Source organism: Streptomyces sp. 2A115 (assembly GCF_052245575.1).
Lineage (GTDB): Bacteria > Actinomycetota > Actinomycetes > Streptomycetales > Streptomycetaceae > Streptomyces.
In genome coordinates this window covers 217,302-234,698 of the sequence record NZ_JBQQCG010000004.1, presented here as the reverse complement: position 1 = coordinate 234,698, position 17,397 = coordinate 217,302, and the positions used below count along the sequence as shown (strand labels likewise).

The window sequence follows — 17,397 nt, the reverse complement described above, 5'->3', positions numbered from 1 at the left end:
CGTTCCTTCAGATCGTTACGCGGTTCATCGGGGGCTTCATGGCGCCGCCTGCGCCTGCGCCTGCGCCTGCGCCTCCGCCTCGCCCGCTCCGGTGAGACCGTGGGCGAGCGGACCTCGGCCAGGCGGCTTACGAGGAATGGATCAGGAACTGAACGGCCCGACGATCGACCACTTGGTCCCGTGGCGGGTGAGCGTCACCTCGAAGATCCGTCCCGCCGTGTCCGGGTCGGACGACGGCGCGCCGGGTTCGCGAGCAGGTCTACGACTGAGCACGAGTCCGGCGCACCGGACGCTCAACGCTGCCGACCCCGCCGCCGCGGCGCCCACGCAGGCCCGTGAACAGGCCGGCGGTTCCTTCATGCAGCACGGACTCGCTGAGCGTGTGCCCAACCGGATCCACGTGTCCGCTCGACTCCGGACGGAGGAGCACACCGAGCACGACGGAACCGGACAGCGCGGTGCGAGCCGCGGTTGTCAGGTGCCGCAAAGCATGGTGATCGACGGCGGTCGATGGCGGGACGAGGGGTGCCTGCATGACCGCCAGGCAACAGCCGCCTCGTGAGGCACGTACCACTCGGCGTATGAAGCTTCCATGAAGCCGGGTTCGCCACGCCGGCACCCACTTCTGCAACGGCGCCCGAAGCCGGACTCCTCAGATCCTCCGGGATCGATGGAGTCAGCGGGAAACCGGAGGCATGCCGCCCCCTGTGGCGGGTTCCTGCGGTAGGCGCAAGGTGAACGTTGCTCCCTTGCCCAACCCAGCGGATTCCGCGGTGATGTCTCCGCCGTGGGCTTGGGCGATGCCCCGGGCGATGGTCAGGCCGATGCCGCTGCCGCCGGCGGCAGCGGCGGGCCGGCCGGGATGCTCAAGGCGTTCGAAGCGGTGGAAGATGCGCTCGTGGTTGTGTTCGGCGATGCCGATGCCGTCGTCCATGACGCGGACGACCACGTGGTGCACGGTAGACGGTTCGGTGTGCACGGACAGCGCCACATGCCCGTGCCGATCGCATGCCGTCAGTGCGTTGCCGAGCAGGTTCACCAGGACCTGGGCGATCCGGTCCGGGTCGCAGAAAGCGCCGACGGGGGTGCCTGCGTCCACGGCGAGGGTCACCAGCTGGTCGTCGTACTGGGGGCGCAGTCGCTCGGCCGTGGCCCGTGCCAGTGTGGCCACGTCGGTGGGCTCCCGGTGAAGAGTGAAGGCGCCCTCCTCCGACCGGGACAGGCTGGAGAGGTCGCCCGTCAGGCGCTGCAGTCGGTCCAGGTCGTCGGCGAGGGAGGCGAACATCGCCTCATCGGGGATGAAGATGCCGTCGGCCATGCCCTCGATCTGGCCGCGCAGGATGGTGATGGGGGTTCGCATCTCGTGGGCGACCTCGGAGATCAGCCGGGCGCGGCGGCGTTCGGTGTCGGCGAGGGCTGCCGCCAGCGTGTTGACGTCTTCGACCAACGCTGCCAGGCCCGGCTCGCTGGGGAGTTCGAGGATGTCGTCGTAGTGTCCCTCGGCGAGCCGCGCCGTGGCGGCGCGCACCCTGTCGAGCGGACGCAGCAGAAACCGGGACAGGGCGAAGGATGCCGGGAAAGCCGCGGCCAGTCCGAACAGAAGGCCGACCTGCAGGACCACGTCGCCTTCGACGTCGTCCAGCCCCAGCCACACCTCGATCAGCGCGCTGATCGCCGCCATGGCCAGCAGTGCCAGGAGGAGCACCATGACATGTGAGAGCACCAGCCGGTTGCGCAGCGACAGACGCTCCTGGATTCGGCGCAGTCGCGCTCGACTCCTGTGGTAGGCCGGGAAGCCGGAGGGCGACATGGCTGGGTGTCCTTCCTGGCCGCTAGGCGGGGCGCCCGACGAACCGGTAGCCGATGGTGCGGACGGTGCCCACGAACCGGGGTGCGCTCGCGTCGTCGCTCAACGCGCGCCGCAGGGTACGGATGTGCACGTCCACAACGCGCTCGTCGCCGAAGAAGTCCTCGCCCCATACCTGGGTCAGCAGTCCGCGCCGGGTGAAGACCCGCCCGGGGACCCGGGCCATGACGAACAGCAGATCGAAGTCGAGGGCGGACAGCTCCACCGTCCGGTCGGCGTCGACGAGGACGGTCCGTGTCTCGGGATCGACAGTCAGTCCGTCGAAGCGCAGCACGTCGTCCTTGTGGGCCGTCTCGGGGCGGCTGTCGGTGCGCCGCAGGATGGCGCGCACCCGTAGTGCCAGTTCGCGGGGGCTGAACGGCTTGGTGACGTAGTCGTCGCTGCCGGTGGTGAAGCCGATCAGCCGGTCGACCTCCTCGTCCCGGGCGGTGAGCATGATCACCGGGATCTGACTCGCTTCCCGGATGCGGCGCAGGACCTGGAATCCGTCGAGCCCGGGGAGCATCACATCGAGCACCACGAGGTCCGGCCGGTCGCGGGTGACGGCCTGCAGGGCGGACGGTCCGTCCGCGGCTTCGATGACGTGGATCCCGTCCGCCTCCAGGTAGCCGCGGACGGTCATGCGGATCTTGGGTTCGTCATCGACGACCAGAACGCGCTGCGTACTCATCGTGCTCGCTTTCCATCGTCGAGGCGGGGAGGGGGAGGGCCGTCGTGGCCGCGGGGTGACCGGCGGCGTGGAGGGAGAGGGCCTCGAATGTGGTCAGCGTACGGTGGATGCCGTGGCCGGCGACGATCTTCCCGTCGGCCTCGCCCATCCGGCGCCGGGAAGCCGGGTCGTCGAGCAGCTCCATGAGGCGGTCGGCCAGGGCGCGCACATCACTGGGCGGGAAGTGGTAGCCGTTGGGGCCGGGGTGGACGAGGTGCGGCAGGGCCATCGCGTCGGCCGCGACGACGGGCTTGCCCGCGGCCATGGCCTCCATGGTGACCGGCTCTGCAGTTCCGCGGTGCCGGGCATGCGGAAGATGTCGCAGCGGGCGTAGGCGTCCAGAACTTCCTGGTCGCTGACGAGGCCGTGGAAGGTGACCCGGCGGAGCAGACCCGCGAGCAACGCCACCGACCCCGCCGCCGCGGCACCCACACATGCCTTGAACAGGCCGGCGGTTGCCCTATGCAGCGCGTACTCGCTGAGCGTCTGCTCCACCGGGTCCACCTGCCCGGCCCACCCCAGATGAAGGAGCACGCCGAACGCCACGGAACCGGACAGAGTGGTGTGCGCGGCCGTCGTCAGGTGCCGCAGAGCACCGTGATCAACGGCGGCCGACGACGACGGCGGTACGAGAAAGACCTGCATGCCCGCCAGGCAACAGGTGCCTCATGAGGCATCTGCCACTCGGCATATGAAGCTTCCGTAAAGCAGGTCTCTCCGGACCGGCGGCCACTTCCTGGGGCGGGCCCGAGTCAGGCCGAAGGCTCGCCCGCACTGCGGTCGGAAGCCGTTGGCCCGTCGGAAATCCCTCGCAAGGCCGCTCAGGATGTCGGTTTTCCTGGTTCTGGAAGCTGTGGCTGGCTCGGGAGGCGGGAGTGGCCGAAAGGTATCGGCGTGTAAGCCGAGTGCGGCCTCGCCGCGCTACAGAGGAGAGTTTCTTGAACGTCGCGCCAACGGTGAACAAGCCGCGAGAACGGCAGGTGGCCACGCTGGTCATGGCCTGTCTCGGGATGTTCGTCGCCTATCTGCCAGTGACCACCGTCTCGGTGAGCCTGCCCGCCATTCAGAGCGCGTTGCACGCGTCGACCTCCCAACTGACCTGGGTCTCGTCCGCGTTCCAGCTCCCCATGGCCGCTTTCATCCTGACCGCCGGGGTCTTCGGCGACGTACACGGCCGCAAGAAGGTGTATCTGGCAGGCCTCGCGCTGGCCGGTGCGGGAGCCGTCATCGCACTGTCGGCACAGTCGATCGAGGTTCTGTGGGTCGGTCAGGCGTGCGCCGGGTTGGGCGCGGCCGCGTTGCTGCCGTCGACGTTGGCCCTGATCAGCCATGCCGTGCCCGACCCCCGCAAGCGCGGTAAGTTCGTCGGCCTCTGGGCGGCGTCCCTGATGGCCGCCCTGGCCGTCGGCCCGCTGATCGCCGGTGTGATCCTCGACCACACCATCTGGCGGTGGATCTTCCTTCCGGTCATACCGGTTGCGGTCATCACCCTGGCGGTCGCGGCACCGCTGGTGACCGACTCCCGCGCTCCCGGTGAGCGTCGGCTGGACTGGCCCGGTCAGATCACGGCAGCGGTGACGATCAGCGCGCTGGTCTACGGCGTCATCGAGGGCGGTGCCGCCTCGTTCACCGAGGGCCGGGTGATCGCGGCCCTTGCGCTGGCGGCGGTCGGCGCCGTCGCCTTCGTCCTGGTCGAGTGGCGCAGCACGAGCCCGATGCTGGACCTGTCGCTGTTCCGCAGCGCGGCCTTCAGCGCGACGGCCCTCATCGCCATGGTCACATTTCTGGGGCTGATCGGTTTCTTCTTCGTCCTGAGCCTCTACTTCGGCATGGTGCAGCGTCTCGACACCCTGCACGCGGGTTATCGACTGCTGGTCGTCAGTGTGGTGTCCCTGGTGGTTGGCGCGCTGGCAGGGCGCCTCATGCACCGGATCCAGCCTCGGGTCATGATCACCACCGGCCTGCTGGTCACCGTGGGATCGCTGTTGTCCTTGACCGCGATCGACGCCGGGACCGGATTCGGTCCGCTGGCCTGGCGGCTGGGCCTGCTCGGCCTCGGCCTCGGTCTGGTGATCACCCCGATGACCGCCACGGCGGTCGCGGCGGTGCCGCACCACTTGGCCGGTATGGCGGCGGCGGGCAACAACGCCTTCCGGCAGGTCGGCGCCGTGCTCGGCCCGGCCGTGCTGGGCACCCTGCTGACGACGAAGAGCGACGACACCCTGCCCGGCCACCTGCGTGACGTCGGCCTCACCGGACCCGTGGCCGACCGGATCACCGACGCCGTGGACGCCGGCGGCCTGGGAGCGGCGGCCCGGGTCAACCTCGGCCAGGACACCGGCCGGGCCATGGGCGCGTTGGGCGAGGCCTTCCTCGACGGCCTCTACCTGTGTCTGATCGTGGCCGCGTGTCTGGCCCTGTTCGCCGCACTCGTCGGCGCGGTACTGCTGCGGACTCCGCAGCGCACGATGACGACTGTCGCCGGTTCCGCGGATCAGGTGGCATCCGAGGCTGCCGAGCCCTCCGCCGCGTTCGAGCCGGAACCGGTGCTGGTCGGTGCCCATGCCCGGGGGCGGTCGGAGGAGGAGCCCGGACAGCGACCGGGCGCGGTCGGCTCCGCAACCGGTGGCGACACGTTCGTCCCTGACGGTGGACAGGGTCCCGCCCTGTACGGCCGGACCCTTGAGACGGGTGGGGAGGCCGTCGAGGGAGCCACGCTGACGCTGATCTCACTGGGCGGGCGCCAACTGGGCCGGGCCGTGGCGCATTCCGGCGGGCGTTACCGTCTGGACGCACCGAGCGCGGGATCGTACGTTCTGATCGCGGCGGCGGAGGGCCACCAGCCGCAGGCGTCCACCGTGGTGGTGGGTGAGGAGCCGCTGTCCCACGACCTCCTGCTGTCCGCGAACAGCGGGTTGGCCGGCACGGTGGTCACCGCCGGAGACGGGGCGCCCGTGCAGGGCGCGACGGTGGCGGTGACAGACGCGCGGGGAGAGGCACTGGCCGCTGAAACGACCGACGCAGCAGGCGCGTTCGCGTTCGGAGAGCTGCCGCAAGGTGAGGTCACGGTGATCGTGAACGCGGCGGGATTCCGGCCCGCCGCTCTCCCGGTGCGGGTGTTCGGCCCCCGACTCGCCCGTCTGGACGTGGCGTTGTGGCCGGGGGCGGTACTTCGGGGCACCGTGCGGGCGGGCGCCGATCGCCGGCCACTGACCGACGCGCGGGTCACGCTCGTGGACAAGGCGGGCAACGTCATCGGCACGGCGACCACCGGGCCGGACGGCGGCTATGCCTTCACCGACCTGGACGCGGGCGACTACTCGGTGATCGCCGGCGGTTATCCGCCGGTTGCCGCGCCGGTGGCCGTGGACGGGCCGGGACGTGAGCTCGACGTGGAACTGGCTCACCCGGAGAGCTGAGCACCCACCTGATCAAGGGGCCCTTCTGAGAGGCAGGGCAGCAGAACGTACCGGCCTGGGTCGCACCAGGGCATGGAGCGGCCGGTACCGGTATGGGGCGCGTCCGTGGGGACGGGAAGGCGCCCGCGCGTGGTCCGGGACCCACATCCCCTCGGGTCCCGGGCCGCGACGTGCCGACCTCGACGCGATCGCGTACCGCGGTCAGCGGGTCGGTTCGTAGTTGAGTTGCTTGACCTGGCGCAGGATGAGAGCCGACTCCACCGCTTGGATGCCGTCGAGGGCACCGATCTTCTCGCTCAGGTAGGTGTACAACTCGTCGGGGCTCCGGAAGTGCACGGAGACGACGATGTTGGCCTGGCCGGTGGTGGCGGACGCGAAATGCACCTCCGGGTGTGTGGCGAGGCTGCGGCCGACGTCGGCGAGCGCGCGGGGCGCCACGGTGAGCCAGAGCATGGCGCCGACGTCCTGCCCGAGAGGCCCGTGGTCGTACTGCACGTCGAAGTACAGCACGCCGGTGGAGCGCAGGTTCTCGAGCCGCCGTGTGACCGCCGACTCCGACTGGCCGGTGGCCTTCTGCAGGTCGGTGAGGGTGGCCCGGCCGTCGCGGCGGAGCATCGCGAGCAGCGCCTTGTCGGCCTCGTCCGGAGTGACGGGGGCATCGAGCGACACCGGAGTCGGCAGTCGCAGAGCAGCCTCCTGGTCGGGGGTGAGCGCGTTGGACTTGTTCAGCCCACCGAGTGGGCCGCCGTAGAAGGAGTGCAGCAGGCAGTGGGCGGTCACCGTGACGATCTGCGGGGTGCGTTGGAGCCGGTCGAAGAGCAGCTCGTCCCGTTCCTTTCGGCTGCGTGGTTTCATGCCGCAGACGACCTCGGTGCCACCGGAGATGAGATTCACGTAGAGCGTGTCGGGGCGTTTGGCGAGTGCGTCCGCGAGCTGTTCCGCCACGTCCGGAGTGCAGTGCAGTCGTACCATCCAGCTCTGCCGACCGAGGCGGTTCTCGTCCGTCATGCCGAGCACGCGCACGTTGACGGAGTCGTGCAGCCGCCGGTACCGCCGGGCGACGGTCTGGTCGGAGACCCCGAGGACGGCGGCGATGCGGCTGAACGGGGCACGCCCGTCGAGCTGCAGCGCTTGCAGTACCTGGAGATCGAGGGGATCGAGTGTGGGATGACCCATCGGTTCTCCTTCGGGCGGGGGTGGAACGCGCCGCTGGAAGCGTGGAACAGCACGGGCGGTGATCAGCGCGCTCGGCGCGGCCGGGCACGGGCCCGCTTCCCGTCTGGAACGGGATCGGTCAAGGCGCCCGGACCGCGTCAGCCACCTCATCGAGGAGTGCCCTCAGCTGCGAGGTCTTCTCGGGGCCGAGCTTCTCGGCGATCTGCTGTTCAATCTCCACGATCACGGCATCGGCCGCGTGCAGGACCTCGCGGCCGGCGTCGGTGAGGTGCAGCTCCTGCACGTGGCGGTGGCGCGGGTGCGGTCGGCGTTCCAGGTGGCCACGCTCCTCCAGGCGGGCCACCTGGGAGGCCACTGCCTGCGGGGTGACGTTCAGGCGGCGGGCCAGTTCCGCGCCGGTCAGACCGGGATCGGAATGGACGTTGATCAACAGGGTGTACTGCGCGGCCGCGAGACCCAGCGGTCGCAGCCGCTGATCCTTCCAGGCCTGGGCAGCCCACTCCGCCCGCCGCATCGCCCAGGTCACCCGGTCCAGTGCGTCGGCAGCGATCAGCCCGTCATCATCGTGTCTCACGCCGTGAGAATACGACACCTGGGCATATGTCAAACACCTGATCACGGCCAACTACCTGACCACTGGTCCTTCTTGAGGGCCTGCCGCGGCTCAGTCCTCGCGAACTGTCTCGGCCACCCGGTCGAGCAGCCCCCGCAACTGCACTGTCTCCTCCGGGCCGAGACCACCGGTGATCTGCAGCTCGATGGCGGCGATCACTTTGTCGGCCGCGCGCAGGACCTCGCGCCCGGCGTCGGTGAGGTGCAGCTCCTGCACATGCCGGTGGCGCGGGTGCTCGCGTCTCTCCAGCTGCCCGCGGCTCTCCAGCCGTGCCACCAGTGACGCGATGGCCTGCGGGGTCACGTTGAGGCGGCGGGCCAGTTCGGCGCCGGTCAGTCCCGGGTCGGAGTGCACCGACATCAGGAGGGTGTAGTGCGAGGCCGCCAGTCCCAGCGGGCGCAGCCGCTGCTCCTTGAGTGCCAGTACCGCCAGTTCCGCGCGGCGCAACGCCCAGGTCACCCGGTCAAGAGCGCTGGGCTCGACGGGCTCCTCATCGTTTCGTATCACGGAAGAAGGATACGACACTTCATGAGTATCAAGCGTTTGACTCTGATCTAGTTATTGAATAACACTGTCCCCATGACTCGTACTCTCGCTCTGATCACTGGCGCCTCCTCCGGCATCGGCGCCGCCTACGCCCGGCTCCTGGCCGATGACCACGACCTGATCCTGGTGGCGCGACGCGCCGACCGGCTCGCCGACCTCGCCGAGGATCTCCGCGCCCGTGGGGCAGTCGTCGAGGTGCTGCCCGCCGACCTCATGACCCACGACGGCATCACCGCTGTCACCGACCGCCTGGCCGCCGGGGACGTACGCACGCTGATCAGCAACGCCGGCGCCGGCGGCTACGCCCCGCTCATCGATGTCGAGTCGGCCGACATCGACCGCCTGCTCACCCTCAACGCCGTCGCTCCCGTCCGGCTGGTGCACGCCGCACTTCCCGGAATGCTCGCGGCAGGCGAAGGTGCCATCGTCACCGTCGCCTCGCTTCTCGCCTTCAGCGCGGGTTTCACGGACCCGCGAGCGCCCCGGCGCACCCTGTACGTCGCCGCCAAGGCTGCCACCTTGGGCTTCACTCGTACCCTCGCCGGTGAACTCGCCGACACCCCGGTCCGCGTCCAGGTGGTGTGCCCCGGCGTGGTGGCGACGGAGTGGAACAGCGGTGCCGGCCACAACATCCCCTGGGCGATGACGCCCGAGGACGTGGCGTCGGCCAGTCTGGCCGGGCTGCGCCTGGGTGAGACCGTCTGTGCCCCCGGTCTGGAGGGTCAGGACTCCGCCCTGGATGCCTTGCTCGCCGCGGAGACCGCTTTCGTCTCGGGTGGCAACCAGCCGGCACTCGCGGCTCGTTACGCGGTTCCGCGCGCTTAGGGCAGTCATGGCTGGCGGGCAGGTGATGACTGCCTGCCCGTCCGGCGAGACTATCTCAACTCTTGGCGCTGAGTCATGAGAATTACATGTGAGATCCCATGCCTGTGTCCTTAGTGTTGACTGGATCGATGCCTCATAACTAACTTGGCTCCAGTTCAAGAGCGGCTGAGTGGACCGCTCACGCGCTGATGGTCGGATGGCCTCTCCGGAGTCGCCGCCGACCGCAGGAGTTGGTCAGTCATGAGCAGCCCAGTAACCACGCCGCCCGACACCCAGGACGACTTCGTCGTTCTGCGCGAGGTGGAAAGCAGGGTGCTCTGGCTGTCGTCGGCGATCATCCACCACGCGAACCGCGTACGTGCGAATCCCTCGGGACTCAAGGTGGGCGGGCACCAGGCGTCGTCGGCGTCGATGGTGTCGATCATGACGGCGCTCTGGTTCCGGCATCTGCGGCCGCAGGACCGGGTGTCGGTGAAACCGCACGCATCGCCCGTGCTGCACGCGATCAGCTACCTGCTGGGCGAGCTGGACCCGTCCTATCTGCCGAGGCTGCGCGAGTTCGGCGGCCTGCAGAGCTATCCGAGCCGGTCCAAGGATCCGGACCCGGTCGACTACTCGACCGGGTCCGTCGGCATAGGCGCGACCGCTCCGATCTGGGGCGCTCTCTCTCGGCGCTATGTCAACGCCACCGTCGGCGACGTGGGTACCGGGCGGCAGTTCTCGTTGGTGGGTGATGCCGAGCTGGACGAGGGCGCGGTGTGGGAGGCCGTGCTGGATCCCGCCGTGGGTGAGCTGGGGGAGGTCGTCTGGATCGTCGACCTGAACCGGCAGTCGCTGGACCGGGTCGTGCCCGACATCGCCGCCGAGAAGCTGCGGGGCATGTTCACCGCGGCCGGCTGGCAGGTGATCACACTCAAGTACGGGCGGCGGCTGGAGGAACTGTTCGCCCGGCCGGGCGGCGAGGAGCTGCGGCAGCGGATCGACACGATGACCAACCCGGAATACCAGCGGCTCCTGCGGTGCGATGCCGGGCAACTGCGTCTGCGGCTGCCCGAAGGCCCCGGCGCCGACCGGATCCGCGCACTGCTCGACCAGGTCGAGGACTCGGCGCTGGTGGCCGCGATGGCCAACCTGGGCGGCCACGACCTGGCCGCGCTGGACGATGCCTTCTCGGCGATCGACGACAGCCGCCCCACGGTGATCTTCGCCTACACCATCAAGGGCCACTCGCTGGCCAGCCAGGGGCATCCGCAGAACCACTCGGCGCTGCTGACCGAGGAGCAGATGCGAGAGCTCGCCGAGCGGCTCGGCGCCGACCCGGCGGATCCTTGGCGCGCCTTCGACGAGGACAGCGCGGCTCATGAGCTGTGCCGACGGACCGCTGGGCGGCTGCGCAGGACCGAGCCGGCGCACCACGCGCCGCCGGCCGTGCCCGTCGACATCGGGCGGACACCGACCGGGACCGCGACCACGCAGGCCGCGCTGGGCCGGCTTCTGCTGGATCTGACCAGGGCTGCCCCGGAAGTGGCCGCACGGGTTGTCACCGTCAGCCCCGATGTCAGCTCCAGCACGAACCTGGGCGGGTGGGTGAACAAGGTCGGAGTGTGGTCGTCCACCGAACGGCGCGACTGGTTCTCCGATGACGCCGAGACCATCCTGCACTGGCGGGAGAAGCCGTCCGGGCAGCACATCGAACTGGGCATCGCCGAGACGAACCTCGTCGGCCTGATCGGCGAACTGGGTGCCTGCTGGAGCAAGTGGGGACAGCCGCTCCTGCCGATCGGCGTGCTGTACGACCCCTTCGTCGAACGCGCCCTCGAACCCTGGTCGTTCGGCATCTACGCCGGCGGACAGTCCCTTCTGGTCGGTACACCCTCCGGGGTCTCGCTGGCCCCGGAAGGCGGTGCGCACCAGTCGGTCAAGACCCCGTCCATCGGCCTGGAGCAGCCCGGCTGCGTCACCTACGAACCGGCGTTCGCCCTCGACGCCGAATGGACGCTGCTCGCCGGCCTGGCCCGGCTCGGCAGACCGGACGGCAGTTCCGCGTACGTACGGCTGTCGACGCGGCCCATCGACCAGACCCTGGCCCGCGTGCCGGGCGACCCCGCCGCACGCGAGCGTCGCCGGCGCCAGGTCGTCGCCGGGGCGTATCCCCTGCTGCGCACCGACGACGCCAAGGTCACCATCGCCGCGATGGGCGCGGTGGTGCCGGAGGCGCTGGCGGCCGCTGATCGTCTGGCGCAGGTCGGAGTCCCGGCGGAGGTGGTGTGTGTCACCAGTCCCGATCTCCTGTACCGGGCGGTGCGTGCCAGGCAGGGCCACGAGCAGGCCGATTCCTGGGTGCTGGACCAGGTATTCCCGGCCGAGCGCGCTACCCCTCTGGTCACGGTCCTCGACGGCCATCCGCACACCCTGGCCTTCCTGGCCACCGTCAACCGTGTGCCTGTCTCCTCCCTCGGCGTGACGCGGTTCGGGCAGTCCGGATCGCTGGAGGACGTCTACCGCGAGCACGGGCTCGACGCGGACAGCATCGTCCGCGCCGCCCTCGACCTGACCGACTGAGTCCCAAGTGTTTTACTAACTATCAAGCGCTTGACACTAGTCAGTAGGTTGATAATCTGGTACTTGCCAAGGCCTTCGAGCCATCGCTCAAGTCATTCGCCTCGGCGCGCGCCCGCCGTCACACGGCGGCCCTTCATCGCGCCGAACACGGCGTCCGCCATCTGCCCATCACCTCGGGGTGCTGCTCGGGCGCAGGCGGTCGTCAGAAAGTGGGAGAGACCCGTGACCGACAACACTTCAACGATCACCCGTGACGGAGTCATCGGACAGGACGGGAGCGAGGTGGTCACCGTCGATCCGGCCACCGGGGCGGAGTTCGCCCGGTACCCCGTGGCCGGCAAGGAGGAGGCGGCCGCGGCCGTCGCTGCCGCCCGCTCGGTCTCCGGGCCCTGGTGGGACCTCGGATTCGAGGGCCGTGCCGAGCAACTGCGCGCATGGCGGCGGGAGATGGCCATCAGCGGCGAGGAGGGAGTCGCTCTCATCCACGCCGAGAACGGCAAGCCGCTCGACGAAGCCCGCGTGGAGGTGCTCGGGATTCTGGAGCACGTGCAGTACGCCGTCGAGAACGCCGAGCGCGTGCTGGGACGCCGGGAGGTCCCCGGCAGCCGCACCGTGCCCAACCAGCGTGCGTGGGTCGAATACCAGCCCTACGGCGTCGTCGGTGTCATCGGCCCATGGAACTTCCCCCTGCTCACGCCGGGGGCCATCCTGGTCGAGGCGATCGCGGCCGGAAACGCCGCCATCCTCAAGCCCAGCCAGATCACGCCCGGCATCGGGGAGTGGCTCGTCCGGGCCTGGCAGCGCGCGGTCCCCGACTTCCCGGACGTCCTCCAGTGCCTCAACGGGTTCGGGCCCACGGGCCAGGCACTCATCGAGTCCGGCCTGAACAAGCTCGCGTTCACCGGCAGTGTCAACACGGGCAAGGCGGTGGCCGCCCAGTGCGCGCAGACCCTGACCCCCGTTCTGCTGGAACTCGGCGGAAAGGACGGCGTCATCGTGGCCGAGGACGCCGACCTGGACGAAGCCGCCAAGCACATCGTCTGGGGCGCCATACAGAACACCGGACACGGCTGCATCAGCCTCGAAGTGGCCTACGTCGTCGAGTCGGTGCACGACGCGTTAGTCGAGAAGATCAGCGACCTCGCCAAGCAGGTACGCGTCGGCAGCGACGAGGACGCGGAGATCGGGCCGGTTCCCCTGCCCACCCAGATCCCGATCATCCGGGAGCACATCCAGGATGCTCTCGACCGCGGTGCGACAGCCACTGTCGGTGGCATCGAGGCAGTGGGAGAGCGCTATGTCTCTCCCACCATCCTCGTCGGCGTGAGCCCCGACGCCCTGGCGGCGACGGAGGAGACGTTCGGACCGACACTCGCGATCGTCAAGGTCACCGACACCGAAGAGGCCATCGCGCACATCAACGCCAGCCGGTACGGACTGGGCAGCGCCGTCTTCAGCCGCGACCGCGGCGAGGACATCGCCCGTCAGCTGCGCGTCGGCATGACCAGCATCAACGACGCCCTGGTCTTCTCCATCAACCCCGCCGTGCCCTTCGGCGGTCGCGGCGACAGCGGATACGGGCGCAAGCAGGGCGAGGAAGGACTCCGGGAGTTCGCCTACCCGCACTCCTTCACCGCCAAGACCGAGCCCGCCCAGTTCTCGGCCACCACCTTCGGCAGGCCCGCGGGCGCGATGGCGGGAGCCCTCGCCGGCGTGCGCGACAGGATCCTGGCCGAGAGCGGCGAGAAGACCGACTGACGAACTGACCCCGGGCCGTCGGACCACTCCTGGGGGAACGATGCGCACCTTCGCGGAGCGCGACAACGATCGGCACGTCCAGACAATCACCGCGCCACCAATGAGGGAGAGCGGACATGTCCAACGAACGTCCCGTCCAAGCCGTGACTCCGCCGGCCGAGCCCCCGACCGCGGCCACTCGGCGCAGATTCATCGCCGCGACCGCCGCTGCCGGAGGAGCCGCCGTGGCCGGCGGGCTGGCCGCGGGACAACCCGCGCTCGCCGCCGACGCGGTGCCCGGCGGCTCGAAGGGCGACCGGAACGCCAAGAAGGAGAAGAAGATGCGCATCGTGGCCGTGGAAGAGGCGTTCGCCATCCCTGGAGCCATCCGGCAGGAGGCGGCGATCCGTGAGCGCACGGACGTGCCGGAGGCGATCAAGCGGGAGTGGTACCGGCGCTTGGACGACAGGACCGAGCTGCGGTTGGCGGACATGGACGCCAACGGCGTCGACATGCAGGTCCTCTCGTATGCCACGCCGGGTCTGGAAGTGATCGAGGATCCGGCGGAGGCCGTGGCCGTCGCGCGGCGGGTCAACGACTATCTGGCCAAGGTGGTCGCCGATCATCCGAAACGGTTCGCGGGCTTCGCGGTCCTGCCGCTGCAGGACCCCACGGCCGCGGTCGTGGAGCTGCGCCGGGCGGTGAAGGAACTCGGGCTCAAGGGCGTGCTGTTCAACGACCATGTGCAGGGGCACTATCTGGACGAGCCGCAGTTCAGGCCGGTATGGGCCGAGCTGGAGCGCCTGGGCGTGCCGCTGTATCTGCATCCGGCTGCGATTCCGGCCGACAACTGGCGTGTGTTCAACGGGTATCCCGCGCTGGTGGGGCCGTCCTGGGGCTGGACCGCGATGGTGGGCGCCCATGCGCTCCGCCTGATCTACGGCGGCGTGTTCGACCAGTTCCCGGGCGCGTCGCTGATGTTGGGACACATGGGCGAACTGCTGCCGTTCCAGATGGCCCGGCTCGACAGCCGCTACTCCCAGGTGCCGGCTGAGCGGAGGGTGAAGCACCTGCCCTCGTACTACCTGCGGAAGAACGTGTACGTGACCACCAGCGGAGTCATGTCGCATGCCGCACTGCTGGGAGCCGTCCATGCCGTCGGTGCCGACCGGGTGCTGTTCGCCATCGACTACCCCTTCGAGTCCAGCGCCGAGGCGGTGGGGTTCCTGCGTTCCGCACCGCACGCGCCGGCCGACCTCGCGCGCATCGCGCACGGCAACGCCGAACGCATTGTGGGGCTGTGAACGACCGACAGCCCGGGTAGTCCCCACTCTCTGTTCCCCCTTCTGTTCCCCGCAGCGCGATGAGAGGAGCCACGATGCCGAAAGCAGTGCGATTCGCGGAGTACGGGGGCATCGACGTACTGAACGTGGTCGACGCCCCCCGTCCCACGCCCGGTGAACGGCAGGTGCTCGTCAAGGTGGTGGCCGCCGGGATCAACCCGGGCGAGGCCGTGATCCGGCAGGGGTTCTTCCACGACAGGTTTCCGGCGACGTTCCCGTCGGGCCAGGGCAGCGACCTCGCCGGGATCGTCGAGGAACTCGGCGCGGGAGTCACCGGATTCGCCGTCGGTGCCGAGGTGATCGGCTTCACCGACGACCGGGCCAGCCACGCCGAGTACGTGATCGTGGCGGAGGACCACCTCACCCCCCGACCGCCGGGCGTCCCATGGGAGCAGGCCGGCGCGCTCTTCGTCGCCGGCACCACGGCGTACGCGGCGGTGCACGCCGTCAAGGTCGGGCGTGGCGAGACCGTCGTCGTCTCCGGGGCCGCCGGCGGGGTGGGCTCTCTCGTCGTGCAACTCGCCCGGCAGGCCGGGGCCACCGTCATCGGTCTGGCGAGCGAGCCCCACCACGCCTGGCTCACCCGGCACGGCGCGATCCCGGTGACCTACGGAGAGGGCGTCGGCGAGCGCGTCCGCGCCGCGGCCGACGGCACGGTCGACGCCTTCATCGACACCTTCGGCGCTCCCTACATCGAACTGGCGCTGGAACTCGGCGTACCCGCTGAACGGATCAACACGATCATCGACTTCCCGGGCGCGGCGAAGCACGGGACCAAAGCCGAGGGCACCGCGGCGGCGGCAAGCGCCGACGTACTGCGGGAACTTGCCACGCTGATCGCCGACGGTGATCTGGAGATCCCCGTCGCCCGCGTCTACCCACTCGACGAAGTGCGCGACGCCTTCCGGGAACTGGAGCGCCGGCACACGAACGGCAAGATCGTTCTCAGGCCCTGAGGGGCCGTCACACACCGGCGGCCGCCGCATGGGCGAGCGGGTCGTCACACCGAAACAACCCCCTGAGCGGAGCAGGACCATGGCCATGTCGTCACAACCCGAGGGTGCGATCCGCACCCGGTGGTCGTCCGAGGACGCCGCCGATCAGTTCACCGTCGACAACCCCGCGACCGGCGCGACGCTGGCCGTCGTGCAGGGCGCCGGTGACAAGGAAGTCGACCAGGCCGTCCAGTCGGCCTACGACGCGCACTTCTCCTGGAAGGCCCGTACCGCCCGCGAGCGCGGCAGCTGGCTGCGGAAGATCGCCCAGGCGGTGCGCGAGCACGCCGACGAGATCGCGGCCCTGGAGTGCAGCGACAACGGCAAGCCCCTGACCCAGGCGCGCCATATGGACCTGAACGCGGCGATCGGGATCTTCGAGTTCTTCGCGAGCCAGTGCGACTCCATGCCCGGCCAGGTCAACGACGGCGGAAGCCTGCTGGACATCACGGTGCTCGAGCCCTACGGCGTCATCGGCGCGATCGTGCCGTTCAACTGGCCGCCGATCCACACCGCCAGCAAGCTGGCCCCCGCGCTGGCCGTCGGCAACGCGGTGGTGATCAAGCCGCCGGAGCAGGCCCCGCTGTCGGCCCTGCGCATGGTGGAGATCGTCCAGTCCGTCCTGCCCGACGACGTGGTGCACATCATTCCCGGCACCGGCTCGATCGGGTCGCAGCTCGCCGGGCACCCGCTCGTCGGCAAGGTTTCCTTCACCGGGTCGCCCGCCACCGGCGTCTCGGTCATCAAGACCGCGGCCGACAACCTGACGCCGACCCTGATGGAGCTCGGCGGCAAGGACCCGTTCATCATCTTCGAGGACGCGGACCTCGACGAGGCGCTGCCGTGGGCGATCGAGGGCGGCCTCTTCAACCAGGGCGAGGCGTGCACCTCGGCGTCCCGCGTCCTGGTACACGCCGACATCTACGACGAGGTCGCGCGCCGCTACGGCGACGCGCTGAAGCGGCTGCGCGTCGGCAACGGCGCCGACCCCGGCACGCACATCGGACCGATGGTGTCCGCCGCCCAGCGCGAGCGGGTGCTGGACTACATCGACATCGGCGTCCAGGAGGGTGCCACGATCGCGGTGCAGGCGCCGCTCCCCGAGGACCCGGAGCTGGCAGGCGGCTTCTATGTCGCGCCGACGCTGTTCACCGGCGTTCGCCCGGACATGCGCATCGCGCGGGAGGAGATCTTCGGCCCGGTCATCTCGATGATCCCGTTCCGCGACGAGGCCGAGGCTGTCAGGATCGCCAACGGCACCGACTTCGGCCTGGTCGCCGCGGTGTTCACGCCGGATTCCGAGCGCGCGTTGCGGGTCAGCCGCGCCCTGCACACCGGGTTCGTCTTCGTGAACAACTACAACCGGAATTTCACGGGCGTGCCGTTCGGCGGTGTCGGTGCGAGCGGCTTCGGCCGGGAGACCGCGGCGGAAACCCTGCGCGAGTACGGCTACAGCAAGAACATCCGCCTGGTCTCCGGGAGGGGCGAGGTCCCGCGCTGGGCGCCGTCCCTCGACGTGACGGGACACGGGAAGTGAACAACCCGGTCTTCGAGTCGGTGTGACCGCCTCGAAGACACGGCGTGCGGCACCCATGGGTGGGACGG

General features: G+C 69.7%; 14 protein-coding genes. 8 read left to right on the top strand and 6 right to left on the bottom strand.

Annotated features, from left to right (window positions below; genetic code table 11):
* Positions 1-136 precede the first annotated feature (136 nt).
* Positions 137-562 carry a hypothetical protein gene (locus ACTWQR_RS05640; RefSeq protein ID WP_443225771.1) on the top strand — a complete coding sequence of 142 codons (426 nt, stop codon included), beginning with the start codon at positions 137-139 and terminating at the stop codon, positions 560-562.
* Between the two features lie 114 nt (positions 563-676).
* Here ACTWQR_RS05640 and ACTWQR_RS05635 read toward each other — a convergent pair whose 3' ends face one another.
* Genes ACTWQR_RS05635 through ACTWQR_RS05625 form a run of 3 tightly spaced genes read right to left on the bottom strand, consistent with a single transcriptional unit; the run spans position 677 to position 3,012 of the window.
* Positions 677-1,810, bottom strand: a complete 1,134-nt coding sequence (locus ACTWQR_RS05635) for a sensor histidine kinase (RefSeq protein ID WP_443225770.1) — start codon at positions 1,808-1,810, stop codon at positions 677-679.
* Positions 1,811-1,832: 22 nt separating this feature from the next.
* Positions 1,833-2,537 carry a response regulator transcription factor gene (locus ACTWQR_RS05630; protein ID WP_443225769.1) on the bottom strand — a complete coding sequence of 235 codons (705 nt, stop codon included), beginning with the start codon at positions 2,535-2,537 and terminating at the stop codon, positions 1,833-1,835.
* Positions 2,506-3,012 carry a glycosyltransferase gene (locus tag ACTWQR_RS05625; protein WP_443225768.1) on the bottom strand — a complete coding sequence of 169 codons (507 nt, stop codon included), beginning with the start codon at positions 3,010-3,012 and terminating at the stop codon, positions 2,506-2,508. Before ACTWQR_RS05625 ends, ACTWQR_RS05630 begins: the two co-directional genes overlap by 32 nt.
* A 502-nt stretch (positions 3,013-3,514) precedes the next feature.
* On the opposite strand from ACTWQR_RS05625, the gene ACTWQR_RS05620 reads away from it, so the two are divergent.
* Positions 3,515-5,995: an MFS transporter gene (locus tag ACTWQR_RS05620; RefSeq protein ID WP_443225767.1), complete on the top strand. Its 2,481-nt coding sequence runs from the start codon at positions 3,515-3,517 to the stop codon at positions 5,993-5,995.
* Between the two features lie 201 nt (positions 5,996-6,196).
* On the opposite strand, the gene ACTWQR_RS05615 is transcribed toward ACTWQR_RS05620, so the two are convergent.
* From ACTWQR_RS05615 to ACTWQR_RS05605, 3 genes are all read right to left on the bottom strand, one after another.
* Entirely contained in the window at positions 6,197-7,171 is a 975-nt protein-coding gene (locus tag ACTWQR_RS05615; protein WP_443225766.1) for an Lrp/AsnC family transcriptional regulator, read from the bottom strand.
* 118 nt (positions 7,172-7,289) lie between these two features.
* Complete coding sequence (locus ACTWQR_RS05610) at positions 7,290-7,745, bottom strand: MarR family winged helix-turn-helix transcriptional regulator (RefSeq protein WP_443225765.1); 456 nt, start codon at positions 7,743-7,745, stop codon at positions 7,290-7,292.
* Between the two features lie 90 nt (positions 7,746-7,835).
* Positions 7,836-8,291, bottom strand: coding sequence for a MarR family winged helix-turn-helix transcriptional regulator (locus ACTWQR_RS05605; RefSeq protein WP_443225764.1), 456 nt, complete (start codon positions 8,289-8,291; stop codon positions 7,836-7,838).
* 72 nt (positions 8,292-8,363) lie between these two features.
* On the opposite strand from ACTWQR_RS05605, the gene ACTWQR_RS05600 reads away from it, so the two are divergent.
* From ACTWQR_RS05600 to ACTWQR_RS05575, 6 genes are all read left to right on the top strand, one after another.
* The gene (locus tag ACTWQR_RS05600; protein WP_443225763.1) at positions 8,364-9,155 is read left to right on the top strand and encodes an SDR family NAD(P)-dependent oxidoreductase; all 792 of its coding nucleotides are present in this window, start codon (positions 8,364-8,366) and stop codon (positions 9,153-9,155) included.
* Between the two features lie 240 nt (positions 9,156-9,395).
* A complete protein-coding gene (locus tag ACTWQR_RS05595; RefSeq protein WP_443225762.1) occupies positions 9,396-11,717 on the top strand; it encodes a transketolase-like TK C-terminal-containing protein in 2,322 nt (773 codons plus the stop codon).
* A gap of 222 nt (positions 11,718-11,939) precedes the next feature.
* Positions 11,940-13,475, top strand: coding sequence for an aldehyde dehydrogenase family protein (locus ACTWQR_RS05590; protein WP_443225761.1), 1,536 nt, complete (start codon positions 11,940-11,942; stop codon positions 13,473-13,475).
* Positions 13,476-13,591: 116 nt separating this feature from the next.
* On the top strand, positions 13,592-14,758 hold the full coding sequence (locus tag ACTWQR_RS05585) for an amidohydrolase family protein (RefSeq protein ID WP_443225760.1): 1,167 nt from the start codon (positions 13,592-13,594) through the stop codon (positions 14,756-14,758).
* A gap of 74 nt (positions 14,759-14,832) precedes the next feature.
* Positions 14,833-15,753 carry an NADP-dependent oxidoreductase gene (locus tag ACTWQR_RS05580; protein ID WP_443225759.1) on the top strand — a complete coding sequence of 307 codons (921 nt, stop codon included), beginning with the start codon at positions 14,833-14,835 and terminating at the stop codon, positions 15,751-15,753.
* Between the two features lie 85 nt (positions 15,754-15,838).
* Positions 15,839-17,329 (top strand): aldehyde dehydrogenase family protein, encoded by a 1,491-nt coding sequence (locus ACTWQR_RS05575; RefSeq protein ID WP_443225758.1) that lies wholly within the window; start codon positions 15,839-15,841, stop codon positions 17,327-17,329.
* The last annotated feature ends 68 nt before the right edge of the window (positions 17,330-17,397 follow it).